At 70.6% G+C, this 13,580-nt stretch carries 12 protein-coding genes; all 12 read left to right on the top strand.

Annotated features, from left to right (window positions below; all coding sequences use genetic code 11):
- Positions 1 to 13: 13 nt before the first annotated feature.
- The 12 genes from J421_RS16515 (at position 14) to J421_RS16460 (ending at position 13,577) form a co-directional block, all read left to right on the top strand.
- Positions 14 to 1,681, top strand: coding sequence for a complex I subunit 4 family protein (locus J421_RS16515; protein WP_025412286.1), 1,668 nt, complete (start codon positions 14 to 16; stop codon positions 1,679 to 1,681).
- A gap of 1 nt (position 1,682) precedes the next feature.
- A complete protein-coding gene (locus J421_RS16510) occupies positions 1,683 to 3,239 on the top strand; it encodes an NADH-quinone oxidoreductase subunit N (RefSeq protein ID WP_025412285.1) in 1,557 nt (518 codons plus the stop codon).
- Positions 3,240 to 3,276: 37 nt separating this feature from the next.
- A complete protein-coding gene (locus J421_RS16505) occupies positions 3,277 to 4,674 on the top strand; it encodes a phosphomannomutase/phosphoglucomutase (RefSeq protein ID WP_025412284.1) in 1,398 nt (465 codons plus the stop codon).
- Between the two features lie 16 nt (positions 4,675 to 4,690).
- Positions 4,691 to 7,222: a UPF0182 family protein gene (locus tag J421_RS16500; RefSeq protein ID WP_025412283.1), complete on the top strand. Its 2,532-nt coding sequence runs from the start codon at positions 4,691 to 4,693 to the stop codon at positions 7,220 to 7,222.
- A 92-nt stretch (positions 7,223 to 7,314) separates the two neighbouring features.
- Positions 7,315 to 8,469, top strand: a complete 1,155-nt coding sequence (gene sucC, locus J421_RS16495; protein ID WP_025412282.1) for an ADP-forming succinate--CoA ligase subunit beta — start codon at positions 7,315 to 7,317, stop codon at positions 8,467 to 8,469.
- Positions 8,466 to 9,338, top strand: a complete 873-nt coding sequence (sucD, locus tag J421_RS16490) for a succinate--CoA ligase subunit alpha (RefSeq protein WP_025412281.1) — start codon at positions 8,466 to 8,468, stop codon at positions 9,336 to 9,338. Before sucC ends, sucD begins: the two co-directional genes overlap by 4 nt.
- 76 nt (positions 9,339 to 9,414) lie before the next feature.
- Positions 9,415 to 10,299, top strand: a complete 885-nt coding sequence (locus J421_RS16485; protein ID WP_025412280.1) for a CBS domain-containing protein — start codon at positions 9,415 to 9,417, stop codon at positions 10,297 to 10,299.
- A complete protein-coding gene (gene ndk, locus J421_RS16480) occupies positions 10,300 to 10,725 on the top strand; it encodes a nucleoside-diphosphate kinase (protein ID WP_025412279.1) in 426 nt (141 codons plus the stop codon). It begins immediately after the preceding gene.
- A gap of 56 nt (positions 10,726 to 10,781) precedes the next feature.
- Positions 10,782 to 11,303 carry a YceD family protein gene (locus J421_RS16475; protein ID WP_025412278.1) on the top strand — a complete coding sequence of 174 codons (522 nt, stop codon included), beginning with the start codon at positions 10,782 to 10,784 and terminating at the stop codon, positions 11,301 to 11,303.
- A gap of 44 nt (positions 11,304 to 11,347) precedes the next feature.
- The gene (gene rpmF / locus J421_RS16470) at positions 11,348 to 11,530 is read left to right on the top strand and encodes a 50S ribosomal protein L32 (protein WP_025412277.1); all 183 of its coding nucleotides are present in this window, start codon (positions 11,348 to 11,350) and stop codon (positions 11,528 to 11,530) included.
- Positions 11,531 to 11,556: 26 nt separating this feature from the next.
- Positions 11,557 to 12,591, top strand: a complete 1,035-nt coding sequence (plsX, locus tag J421_RS16465) for a phosphate acyltransferase PlsX (RefSeq protein WP_201773027.1) — start codon at positions 11,557 to 11,559, stop codon at positions 12,589 to 12,591.
- Positions 12,588 to 13,577 (top strand): beta-ketoacyl-ACP synthase III, encoded by a 990-nt coding sequence (locus J421_RS16460; protein WP_025412275.1) that lies wholly within the window; start codon positions 12,588 to 12,590, stop codon positions 13,575 to 13,577. Before plsX ends, J421_RS16460 begins: the two co-directional genes overlap by 4 nt.
- The last annotated feature ends 3 nt before the right edge of the window (positions 13,578 to 13,580 follow it).

The raw sequence follows: 13,580 nt of genomic DNA, 5'->3' as shown, positions 1-13,580 counted from the left end.
GATCGACACCCTGATGTTCAACGCGATCCGCGACTTCCTGCTGTCCATCGGCTACGACAAGTGGATCCTGCCGACGCTGCTGTTCCTCCCGGCGATCGGCGCGATCCTGACGTGGCTGCACGGCATCTACGAGTACCGCACGCGGCACTTCGGGCGACAGTTCGAGGCGTTCGCGCGGTGGCTGCCGTTCGTCATCTTCGAGCTCGAGTTCCTGCTCTCGCTCGGGATGTGGTTCACCTACGAGCCGAACGGCGCCGCGTTCCAGTTCACGAGCACGTGGGCGTGGATCCCGGAGTGGGGCGTGTCGATGTCGCTCGGCATCGACGGCATCTCGCTGTTCCTCGTGCTGCTCGTGACGTTCCTGCTCCCGATCGCCGCGTTCGCGAGCTGGACGAACATTGACCGCGCCGTGCACAGCTACCACGCCCTGTTCCTGGTGCTGACCACCGGGATGCTCGGCGTGTTCATGGCGCGCGACTTCGTGATGTTCTACTTCTTCTGGGAGCTGGTGCTCATCCCGATGTTCATCATCATCGGGGTGTGGGGCGGGGAACGGCGCGTGTACGCGGGACTGAAGTTCTTCCTCTACACGTTCATCGGATCGCTGTTCATGCTCGTGGCGATCCTCTACATCGGCTTCAAGACCGGCGACGCGATGCTCGCGGCCGGCGCCCAGTCGGTCGATCGGCCGAGCTTCCTGTTCGAGAACGCGCTCCAGTACTTCCGCCCGACGGCGCGCGAGTCGTTCTGGCTGTTCCTCGGCTTCTTCGCCGCCTTCGCCGTGAAGATCCCGATGTGGCCGTTCCACACGTGGCTCCCCGACGCGCACGTGCAGGCGCCGACCGAGGGATCCGTGGACCTCGCGGCCATCCTGCTGAAGATGGGATCGTACGGCTTCATGCGGATCATCCTCCCGCTGTTCCCGGGGGTCGTGCTCAACTCGACGGTCCGCAACATCGTCCTCGCGCTCGGCATCATCAGCATCATCGTCGGCGCGCTCGTGGCGCTCGTGCAGACCGACTTCAAGCGATTGGTGGCGTACTCCTCGGTCAGTCACATGGGGTTCGTCACGCTCGGCATCTTCGCGCTCACCACGGAGAGCCTGCAGGGCGCGATGATGGTGCAGCTCGCGCACGGGTTGTCGTCGGCGGGGCTGTTCCTCATGGTCGGCATGCTCTACGACCGGCGCCACACGCGCGACCTGTCGCAGTTCGGCGGCATCGCCCGCGTCATGCCGCTCTACGGCGCCTGCCTGATGGCGGCGACGCTGAGCAGCATCGCGGTGCCGGGGACGTTCGGGTTCGTCGGCGAGTTCCTCGTCCTCCTCGGCTCGTTCGCCCGCTACCCGGTGCTCGCGCTCGTCGCGTCGCTCGGCGTGATCCTCTCCGCGTGCTACATGCTCTGGTGCGTGCAGCGGGTGCTGTTCAATCCGCTGAACAACGCGCGCAACCGCGGGCTGCCGGATCTGAACTTCCGCGAGGCGATCATGCTGATCCCGCTCTGCGGGTTCATCGTGGTGATGGGCGTGTTCCCGGCGCCGTTCCTCCGGCGAATGGAGCCGACGCTCGCGCGCCTGGTGCATCAGGTCGAGTCGCGCGCGGCCGAGCAGGCGCTCGGCACGGCTCCGGTGAAAGTCCAGGCCGTCGCGCGGACGTCGGGCGCGACGGACGGAGGGCGCTGACGTGGGCGCCACGCTACTCGATCCGCGGTCGCTCGCGAGCGCGCTGATCCCGGACCTGGTGCTCGGCGCCGGCACGCTGCTCATCGTCCTGCTCGCGGGATGGCGGCGACAGAGCGACGAGCACCAGTACCGCGTTGGCGCGTTGAGCGTCGCGCTGCTCGCGATCACGCTCGCCGTCGTCGGCTGGTCGGCGTGGGCGACGCCGAGCATCGATCAGGGGATCATCGCGACCGACAACTTCCGGTGGGCGGTCGACGCGATCCTCCTCGTCGGCGCGATCTTCACCATCCCGCTCGCCATCGAGGCCCAGCGGCGCGCCGCGATCACGTCGCCCGAGACCCACGTGCTCGTGCTGTTCGCGACCCAGGGGATGATGCTGCTGGCCGCGGCGCGCGACCTGATCCTGGTCTTCCTCGGAATCGAGGTGATGTCGATCGCCGTGTACGCGCTCGCGGCGATCAACCGGCGGAGCGCGCGGTCGGCGGAGGCCGCGCTGAAGTACTTCCTGCTCGGCGCGTTCTCCTCCGCGTTCCTGCTGTACGGCATGGCGCTCGTCTACGGGGCGTCCGGCGCGACGCGCTTCGACGCCATCTCGGCGGCGCTCGCGAATCCTGCGACGCTGAACTCGCCGATGCTGAAGATCGGCATCGGGCTGCTCGTCGTCGGCTTCGGCTTCAAGGTCGCGGCGGCGCCCTTCCACATGTGGGCGCCCGACGCGTACGACGGCGCCCCGACGCCGTACACCGCGTTCATGGCCGCGTCCGTGAAGGCGGCGGCGTTCGCGGCATTCCTGCGCGTGTTCGTCGAGGCGCTCTCGCCCGCCTACGCGATGTGGCACGCGGTGATATGGTGGCTCGCCGTCGTCACCATGATTGTCGGCAACGTCACCGCCATCGCGCAGCGCAACATCAAGCGCATGCTCGCCTACTCGAGCATCGCGCACGCCGGCTACGTGCTCGTCGCCGTCGTGGTGGGGCCGAGCGTCGGCGCGAGCCAGAACGTCGTCACGGGCCCCGCGGCGTTCCTGTTCTATCTCTTCGCGTACACGCTCTCGACGATGGGCGTGTTCGCGGTCGTCGCGGCGCTCAGCCGGCGCGGCGAGCCCGCGCTCAGCTTCGACGAGTACAACGGCCTGTTCTTCGTGCGCCCCGGGCTCACGCTCGCGATGTCGGCGTGCCTGCTCGCGCTGCTCGGCTTCCCGGTGTTCGGCGGCGTCGGGTTCTGGGCGAAGTGGTACATGATCCAGGCGGCGCTGCGCGGTGGCGGCGCGCCGCAGACGCTGCTCGTCGTCGCGCTCGTGACGACGAGCGTGATCTCGGCCGCGTACTACCTGTACGTGATCACCGTAATGTTCATGCGCCCCCGTCCGGACGACGCACCCGAGCCGCCGCCCGTCGGGCGTCTCACGCAGGCGGTGATCGGCGCGACCGTGGTGCTGATCTTCGTGCTCGGCTTCGCGCCGACGCAGCTGCTCCGTGGCGCGAGCCAGAGCACCATCCGCCCGCCCGGCGCGCGCCCCGTCGCGGGCGCCACCGCGGTGAGCGCCGACGCTCGCTGACCTGCGACGCCCGCACCTCGATTCTCGCCCCGATCGCATGCCAGTCGCCGCGCTCCCGCAGCACATCTTCCGGCAGTACGACGTTCGCGGCGTCGTCGGCCGCGACCTCACACCCGACGTGGCGCTCGCGCTCGGGCGCGGCTACGCGGCGCTGCTGCGCGAGGAGGGCACGGAGCGCGGCGCCGTCGCCGTCGGGCGCGACAACCGTCCGAGCGGCAGCGCGCTGCGCGACGCGCTCGTCGACGGCATCACCTCGGGCGGCTTTGACGTCCTGGACATCGGCGTGGTGCCGACGCCGGTGCTGTACTGGACGCTGCACAACGAGGACGTCGTCGGCGGCATCCAGATCACGGGGTCGCACAACCCGCCGCAGTACAATGGCTTCAAGCTGAGCGTCGGGAAGGGCACGATCCACGGCGACGACATCCAGCGGCTGTACCGACTCGCCGTCGCCGAGCCTTCGGAGCGCGCGCACGGTGTCGTGCGCGAGATCGACGTCGTCGACCGCTACGTCGACGACATCGTCGCTCGCACCGGACGGCTCTCGCGGCCACTGCGCGTCGTCGCGGACTACGGCAACGGCGCCGGCGCGCTGGTCGGCCCGCAGCTCCTCGACCGGCTCGGCGCGCGCGTGACGCACCTGTTCGCCGAGAGCGACGGCACGTTCCCGAACCACCACCCGGACCCCACGGTGGTGGAGAACCTCCACGACGTGGTGAGCGCCGTTAGGCGCGAGGGCGCGGACCTCGGCGTGGCGTTCGACGGCGACGCCGACCGCATCGGCCTGATCGACGACCAGGGCGAGATCGTGTGGGGCGATCACCTGCTGATCCTGTACGCGCGCGACGTGCTGGCGCGAACGGGCCGCGGGCAGCCGATCATCTTCGACGTGAAGTGCTCGCAGGCGCTGCCGCACGCGGTCGACGCGGCGGGGGGCACGCCGGTGATGTGGAAGACCGGGCACTCGCTCATCAAGGACAAGATGAAGGAGCTCGGCGCGCCCATCGCCGGCGAGATGAGCGGGCACATGTTCTTCACCGAGGGCTTCTACGGACACGACGACGCCCTCTACGGCGCCGCGCGCCTGCTGCGCATCGTCGCCGACTCCGGCCGCTCGGTCTCGGAGCTGCTCGCCGACGTGCCGAAGTTCGTCTCCACACCGGAGCTGCGCGTCGACGTCCCCGACGAGCGCAAGTTCGAGCTCGTCGCCGAGGCGGTGCGGCACTTCAAGCGGACGCACGACGTCGTGGAGGTCGACGGCGCACGCGTCCTGTTCGGCGACGGATGGGGGCTGATCCGCGCGTCCAACACGCAGCCGATTCTCGTCACCCGCTACGAGGCGCTCACGCCGGAGCGCCGCGACGCCATCCGCGCGGAGATGGAGGACTGGCTGCGAGGGCAGGGCGTGGACCCGACGCCCGGCGTCGGGCATTGAGCTCGCCGCGCCGCCGATGAACGCGCGGCGCTTGCTCGCCCTCGCCGCGCTCGTCGCCGCCATCCTGTTCGGCGGCCGGCTCGTCGCGTCCGTCTACGTCGACTATCGCTGGTTCGCCGCGCTCGGCGACGGGCCGCTCTCCGTCTGGCGCGCGCGCGTGACCGACCTCGCGGCGCTGCGGCTCGTGCTGACGCTCGCCGGCAGCGCGTTCCTGTTCGCGAACCTGTACGGCGTCAGCACGTCGGTGGAGTCGCTGGAGATGCCGCGCCGCCTCGGCGACCTCGAGATCCGCGAGAAGGTGCCGGGGCGACAGCTGCTCTGGTTCGCGGGCGCCGTCGCTCTCGTCGCGGGGCTCGGGCTGTCGCTGTTCGTCGACGACTGGATGGCGTTCGACATGGTGCAGTTCGGGCGCGCGTTCGGCGTGCCGGAGCCGTACACGGGCGCCGATCTCGCGTTCTTCGTCCACTGGCTGCCGTTCGAGAACGCGCTCTACCTGTGGGGCGTGTGGCTGCTGCTCGCCGCGGCGGCGATCGTGGTGCTGCTGTACGCGCTCACCGCGGACCTGCGGTGGGATGCCGGACGACTGCGTACGACGCGGCACGTGCGGCGCCACCTCACCGTGCTCGCGGCGTGCCTGCTGCTCGTGCTCGCGTGGGGCCATCGGCTCGACGCATACGCGCTGCTCTCCGCGGGCAGCGGCCAGAACGACGCGTTCGTGTACGTCGACCACCGCATTGCGATGCGGAGCCGCTTCGTGCTCGCGGCGCTCACCGCGATCGGCGCGCTGCTCGTCCTCCACGCGGCGTGGCAGGGACAGGGACGCCTCACGCTGTGGGTCATCACCGCGGTGCTCGGGCTCACGGTCGTCCTGCGCGGCATCGTCCCGGTCGTCGGCGCGCGGCTCGTCGGCGGCGCGGAGATCGCGCGGCGTGACGTGCCCTACCTGCGCAATCGCGCCGTGGTCACGCAGACCGCGTACGGCGTGAATCGCATTCAACGCGCGACGGGCTACGGGCTCGCATCGGCCGACAGCGCGGGGCTCGCCATTCCACTCTGGGATCCGGCGGTGCTGGCGCGTGGCATCGAGCGCGCGCGTCGCGGCGAGATGGTCTCCGACGACATCGGCTGGCAGCCGATCGGTGGCCACCTCGCCGCGGTCGCGGTCACGCGCCCGGCCGCGCCGCCCGACGGCGAGCCGCTGTCGTGGGACGTGGCGCTCGCCTCCGCGTCGCTCGCCGACGCCGCCGGGGATCCCATCCTTCTCGACTCGCTCGGCCGCGCGACACCCAATGGCGTGCTCGGCGAAGGATCGGGACGCGAGCGGAGGCTCGTCGTGCGCCCGCAGGCGACGGGGCACCTCATCATCAACGACACCACTGGCCGCGTCCTCGCCGACCCCATCGCGTCGTTCGGCGCGCGCCTCGCGCACGCGTGGGACGAGCGCGACTTCCGGCTGCTGTTCACCGACGCGCTCGACCGACTCGAGAGCCCCGTCATCGTGCGGCATCGTGACGTGCGTGAGCGGCTGACGGAGATCGCGCCGTTCTTCTCGCAGGGGCACGCGCTCACGCCCGCGTTCGCGCGCGACACCGTGTACTGGCTGTGCCACCTGTACGCCGCGTCGCCGTCGTTCCCGCTGAGCCAGCGCTACGCGGTCGGTCGCGCAGCGTGGAGCTACTTCCAGCACGCCGCCATCGCCGTCGTGAACGGTGAGAGCGGGGCGGTCACCATCGTCGCCGATCCATCCCCCGATCGGCTGACGGAGACGTGGGTCCGGCGCTTCCCGCTGCTGTTCTCCGCGCCGTCGGCGCTGCCGCCGAGCCTCGTTGCGGCGCTGCCGCCGCCGACGGACGGTGTGCTGCTGCAAGCGTCGGCGATGTCGCAGTACGGGACTCGCGGCGACATGATCCCGACGCCGGTCCATCTTCCCGGCGGCGACGGCGTCGACAGCACGCTCGGCCTCGCGCCGCGCGCGCTGGCGCTGCTGCCGACGACGACCGCGGGCGAGCGCGCGCTCGGCTGGACGCTGCCGCTGCTCGACGCCGGCGATCGTGTCTCCGGCGTGCTCGTCGCGCTTGGGGGGCCGTCGCCGGCGACGCTATGGGTGCCCAACGGCAGAGCCGGCCCGCGATGGGGCGAGGTGGTGGAGCGGCTGCGCGCCGTCGGCCCGCCGACGGCGGACGCCAGCGAGGGGGCCGGACGCGACGTCGCGCGCGCGCGCATCCGCGCGCTGCCCATCGGCGACGGGCTGGCCTACGTCCAGCCGCTGTACGTCGTGCACGGCGGCGGTCAGGCCGCGGCGGCCGGCGTGGCGGCTCTCGTGCGCGACACCGCGCGCGCCGCACCGTCCATCGGTGAGGCACTCGGCGGGGATGCGCCTCGCGCCGCCATCGCGCCGACCACGCCGCGCGCCGCCGCGGCGACGAGCGCGGAGCGCGTGCGCACGCTGTACGACGCGATGCGCGCCGCGCTGCGCCGGGGCGACTGGGCCGCGTTCGGTGCAGCATTCGACTCGCTCGGCGCCGCGCTCGGCAGACCGCTGCGCTGAGGCCGAGCCATCCGCTTGAATCACACCATTTGCGCGGGTACCTTCCCCGTCTTCTGCCATCATGGCAGCGCCTAACACTCTCGGAGTCACCAGTGAACATTCACGAGTACCAGGCGAAGGAGATCCTTCGTCGTTACGGTGTGCCGATCCCGCCGGGCGAGGTCGCCACCACGCCCGACGAGGCCGAGGCGATCGCGCGCCGCATCGGAAAGCCGGTGATGGTGAAGGCCCAGGTGCACGCCGGCGGGCGCGGTAAGGCGGGCGGCGTGAAGTACTGCCCGACGCCCGAGGTCGCGCGCGAGAAGGCGCAGGCGATCCTCGGCATGGACATCAAGGGGCTCACGGTGGAGAAGGTGCTCGTCGCCGAGGCCGCCGACATCGGAACCGAGGCGTACGTCGGCATCATCGTCGACCGCGCGACGAAGAAGCCGGTGTTCATGGTCAGCGCGGCGGGCGGCATCGACATCGAGGAAGTCGCCGCGTCGACGCCGGAGAAGATCAAGTACTACGCGGTCGATCCCGTGTTCGGCCTGCAGCCGTTCGAGGCGCAGCAGCTCGGGTTCTTCCTGTACGGCGACGCGAAGCAGGCGCGCGCGGCCGCGAAGATCATGCAGCAGCTGTACAAGGCGTTCGTGGAGAACGGCTGCTCGCTCGCCGAGATCAACCCGCTCGTCGTGACGCCTAACGGCGAGGTGATCGCCGTCGACGCGAAGATGGTGATCGACGACAACGAGCTGGAGCGCCGCCACGACCTCGAGGAGCTGCGGGACGAGAGCTCCGAGGCGCCGAGCGAGGTGGACGCGCGCAAGGCGAACCTCACGTTCATCAAGCTCGATGGCAACGTCGGCTGCGTGGTGAACGGCGCCGGCCTCGCGATGGCGACGATGGACCTCGTGAAGTACTACGGCGGCGAGCCCGCGAACTTCCTCGACATCGGCGGCTCGTCGAACCCCGAGAAGGTCGTCAACGCGCTGCGCATCATCACGTCGGATCCGAGCGTGAAGGCGATCCTGTTCAACATCTTCGGCGGCATCACGCGCACGGACGACGTGGCGAACGGCATCGTGACCGCCACGAAGCAGAACCCGCTGCAGGTGCCCATCGTGATCCGCCTAACGGGCACGAACGAGGAGATTGCGGTGAAGATTCTCGAGGAGAACGGGTTCGCCGCGATGACCGACATGGACGAGGCGGTGAAGAAGGCCGTGCAGCTCGCGACCGCGAACAGCGGGGAGGCGGCCAAGTGAGCGTCTTCGTCGACAGCAACACGCGCCTGCTGGTGCAGGGGATCACGGGCCGCGACGGCTCGTTCCACGCCAAGCAGATGATCGAGTACGGCACGAACGTCGTGGCCGGCGTCACGCCCGGGAAGGGGGGGCAGAGGTTCGAGGGCACGGTGCCGATCTTCAACACCGTGGAGCAGGCGGTGAAGGAGACCGGCGCGAACACGTCGGTGATCTACGTGCCGCCGCCGTTCGCCGCCGACGCGATGATGGAGGCCGCGGCCGCGGGCGTGCAGCTCGTCGTCTGCATCACCGAGGGCGTGCCGGTCATCGACATGCTGAAGGTGCGCCCGTACGTGATCGCGAAGGGCGCGCGACTGGTCGGCCCGAACTGTCCGGGGCTCATCACGCCGGGACAGGCGAAGGTCGGCATCATCCCCGGCCGCATCTGCACGCCGGGCAACGTCGGCGTCGTCAGCCGCTCGGGCACGCTCACGTACGAGGTGGTCTATCACCTCACGCGCGCCGGGCTCGGTCAGAGCACGTGCGTCGGCATCGGCGGCGACCCGATCAACGGCACGGGCTTCATCGACGTGCTGCAGGCGTTCGAGAACGACCCGCAGACGAAGGTCGTCGCCATGATGGGCGAGATCGGCGGCACCGACGAGCAGGACGCGGCCGAGTTCGTGCGCACGCGCATGACGAAGCCCGTCGTCGGCTTCATCGCCGGCCAGACCGCGCCGCCAGGCCGTCGCATGGGACACGCGGGCGCCATCATCTCCGGCTCGTCGGGCACGGCCGCCGAGAAGATCGAGGCGTTCCGGGCCGCCGGCATGGGCGTGGCTCAACGGCCCATCGATTTCGTCTCGCTCGTGCGCGAACGACTCGCCTGACGAGTCAGCGTCGAGCGTGGAGCGTGGAGCGCGTTCTCGACGCTCCACGCTCCACGCTCGACGCTCCACGCTCCCCATGAGGCTCTCGGATCTCATCGTCGCGGAACGGATCGTCGTTCCGTTGCAGGCCGACGACCTGCCGGGCGCGGCGCGCGAGCTGCTCGCGCGGCTGGTCGCGTCGGGCGCGGTGTCGCAGCCCGAGCGGCTGCGCGAGCGCGTCGAGGAAGAGCGGCCCGAGGATCTCGTGGGGATGGGGAACAAGGCGTTTCTCCTCCACTACCGGAGCGACGCGGTGCGCGAGCTCGTCGTGGCGCTCGGCACCGCGCCGTCGCCGATCGAGCGCGAGCTCGGCGAGAGCGAGGAGACGCAGTCGGCGCGCATCATCCTGCTCGTCGCCGCGCCGCCGCGGCAGGCGTCGCTCTACCTCGCCACGGTCGGCGCGTTCGCGCGGCTGCTCTCGAAGCCGCAGGTCGTCGACGCGGTGCTCGCGCAGCCGACGGCCGACGGGCTCGCGGCGCTTCCCATGTTCGCCGAGATCGAGGTGCGCGACCAGCTGGCCGTGCGCGATCTCATGACATCGCGGCCGCGCTCCGTGTCGCCCGACACGCCGCTGCGCGACGCGGCGCTCGACATGGTGCGCGCCGGCGTCGCGGGTCTTCCCGTCGTCGACGCCGACGGGCGCGTGATCGGGATGCTCGGCCAGCGCGAACTGCTGCAGCACATGCTGTCCAGCTATCTTCAGCGCGGCGGGCCCACGCCCCCTGGCCCCGACGCGCGGGTGCGCACCGTGCGCGACGTCATGACGCGGCAGGTCCTGTGCGTCTCGCCCGAGCAGCCGCTCGCCGAGGTCGCGTCGATGATGACCAACAAGGACGTCGACCGCGTCCCGGTCGTGCGCGAGGGAAGACTCGTCGGCTTCCTCACGCGGGGCGACATCGTCAGAAAGCTCATCGGATCCTAAATGCCCTCGAATCGTACCCTGGCCATCATCAAGCCCGACGCGTTCGGCGCGCGGAAGGCCGGCAAGATCATCGCCCTTCTCGAGGAGAAGGGCTTCACGCTCCGCGGCGCGAAGGTGGAGCACCTCACGTCGGACCGCGCCGGGCAGTTCTACGCGGTGCACCGCGAGCGGCCGTTCTACGCGTCGCTCGTCGAGTTCATGACGTCGGGCCCGTGCATGCCGCTCGTGCTCGAGAAGGAGAGCGCCGTCGCCGCGCTGCGCGAGGCGATCGGCGCGACCGATCCGGCCGAGGCCGCCGACGGGACGGTGCGGAAGCTCTACGCGGAATCCAAGGGGCGGAACGCCATCCACGCGTCCGACTCCGACGAGAACGCGGCCACCGAGATCGAGTTCTTCTTCCCGGGGCAGGGGCTCGGAGGGGCGTAAGTCGGCCCCGCATCGTCACTTGAATTGAGTCCCGGCACTCGGTAGCTTACTCGGCTATGCTGTCCTTCGACATCGGTGCGCTGCAGTCGCACGCCGCGGCGGTGGACGGGGAGTTGACGCCCGACGACGAGATCTGGCAGGAGGGCGATCGACGCCCGGTCCGCCCGATTCACGTCGTCGGTCGTCTCTCCGCGGCCGGCCCGGGGCGCTACTACTTCAGCGGCCGCGTCGAGGGCGACGTCGCCACCGAGTGCCGGCGCTGCCTGGCCGACGTCTCGGAGCACATCGCCGCGGACAGCCACATGATCTTCGCCGAGAGCGAGCTCGATGACCCGGACGACGCGTCCGACGTCTTCGTGCTCGCTCCCGGCGCGCGGTCGCTCGACCTCCGGCCGGCGGTGCGCGAGGAATGGCTGCTTGCCGTGCCCGCGTTCAGCCTGTGCCGCGAGGACTGCAAGGGGCTCTGCCCCCGGTGCGGCGCGGACCTGAACGAGGGGCCGTGCGACTGTCCGCCGACGACCGACAGCCGGTGGGATGCGCTGAACGCGGCGAAAGCCGCGCGCTCCGACACCGACTGACGCTCCGCCCGTCCCCTCCCACACCGACCTGTTAGGATTCTCCCATGGCCGTCCCGAAGCGACGCACCTCCAAGCGTAAGAAGCGCGCTCGCAACACCCACAAGGCCGCCCCGGCCATCGCGGTGCAGGCGTGCCCGCAGTGCCGGAGCATGAAGCGCCCGCATCACGTCTGTCCGGAGTGCGGGTACTACGCGGGCGAAGCGCGCATCGAGGCGCAGGAAGCCTGACCTTGGCGCGCGTCGCGTTGGACGCGATGGGGGGTGACTTCGCCCCCCGAGCCACCGTCGCCGGCGCGCTGCTCGCCCTGGTCGACCTGCCGGTCGAGCACACCATCCAGCTGGTCGGCCGCACCGCGGTCGTCGACGAGACGCTGGACGTGCTGTTCGCCGGAGAGTTCGCCGCGCACCGCGCGCTCCGCGACCGGCTCGAGGTCGTCGACGCCCCGGACGTCATCGAGATGTCCGACAAGCCGACGGTCGTACGAAGCCGCCCGGGCAGCTCCATGATGGTCGGGCTCCGCCTCCAGGCGGACGGAAAATCGGACGCGTTCGTCTCGGCCGGCAACACCGGCGCGCAGATGGCCGCGTCCCTTCTCGTTCTCAAGTCCCACGCGGGCCTGAAGCGGCCCGCCATCGGCACGCTGTTCCCGACGGCGCAGGAGCCGGTCGTCGTGCTCGATTCCGGTGCGAACGTCGACTGCTCGCCCGAGGAGCTGGTGCAGTTCGCCCGCCTCGGGACCGTCTACGCCCAGGACATGCTCGGCCGGCGGAATCCCGCGGTCGGCCTGCTCAGCATCGGCGAGGAGCCGGAGAAGGGGAACGCCGCCGTGAAGGAGGCGCACCAGCGGCTCCGTGCCGAGCCCGGGATCCACTTCGTCGGCAACGTCGAGGGGCGCGACATCCCGCTCGGGCGCCGCGACGACGAGCCGCTCGACGTCGTCGTCTGCGACGGATTCGTCGGCAACGTGCTGCTGAAGTTCTACGAGGCGCTCGCGCCCACGCTCATGGCGGTGTTCGCGAAGGCGCTCGGCGCCGAGCGCGAGACGCTGCGGTCGGCGTTCAAGGAGCTCGATCACGCGGAGCACGGTGGTGCGCCGCTCCTTGGGGTGAAGGGCGTCAGCATCATCTCCCACGGCTCCAGCTCCCCCCGCGCGATCAAGAACGCGATCGGCGTCGGCCTCCGGGCGGTGGAGTCACGCATGAGCGAGCACATCGGCCGCCGCCTGGAGGACGCCGCCGCGGCCGCCGAGCGTGCGGAAGCCGAGTCCACCTCCTCCTCGGTCGCGTGAAGCGCCCCGTCGCCTACTTCGCCGGCACCGGCCACTACGTGCCGCCGGGCATCCTCACCAACCACGACTTCGCGTCGCGGGGCATCGAGACCTCGCACGAGTGGATCGTGGAGCGCACCGGGATCCATCAGCGCCACATCGCGACGGAGACCGAGTCCACCGCGCACCTCGCCGCCGAAGCGGCCCGCGTCGCGATGGCCCGCGCCGGCGTCACCGCCGGGGAGCTCGACACGATCATGCTCTCCACGGCGACCCCGGACCGGCTGCTGCCGTCCACCGCCGTCGACGTTCAGGCGCTGCTCGGCGCTACCCGTGCGGCGGCGATGGACGTGGGCGCCGCCTGCACCGGGTGGATCTACGCCCTCGCCGCCGGTGAGGGGCTCATCGCCTCCGGCAGCGCCGAGACCGTGCTCGTCGTCGGATCGGAGAAGATGAGCTCCATCGTCGACTGGCAGGACCGGTCCACCTGCGTCCTGTTCGGCGACGGCGCGGGTGCGACGGTGCTGAAGCGCTCCAAGCACCACAAGGGGATCCTGTCGAGCTTCATCCGCAGCGACGGCACGCTGGCCGAGCTGCTGTGGCGCCCGAGCGGCGGCGCGACGGTGCCGTTCACCGAGGCCGTGCTCACCGACCGGTCGCACTTCGTGCAGATGGCCGGGCGCGAGGTGTTCAAGCACGCCGTTCGCTCCATGAGCGAGGCCGCCGACCGCGCGCTCGACCAGGCGCGCCTCACCGGGACCGACATCGACGTCATGATCCCGCACCAGGCGAACGTGCGGATCATCGAGGCGACGGCGAAGCACGCGAACATCCCGATGGACAAGGTCTACGTGAACGTGGACCGCTACGGCAACACGTCGTCCGCCTCGATCGGCATCGCGCTGAACGAAGCCATCGAGAGTGGACGCGTGCACGAGGGCTCCACCGTGCTGCTCGTCGCGTTCGGCGCCGGCTTCACCTGGGGCTCCATGATCGTCCGCTTCTGACGC

This window comes from Gemmatirosa kalamazoonensis (genome assembly GCF_000522985.1).
In the GTDB taxonomy this organism is placed as follows: Bacteria; Gemmatimonadota; Gemmatimonadetes; order Gemmatimonadales; family Gemmatimonadaceae; genus Gemmatirosa; species Gemmatirosa kalamazoonensis.
Note: the sequence above shows the minus strand (reverse complement) of the source record. Positions and strands in the feature narration are given on the sequence as shown.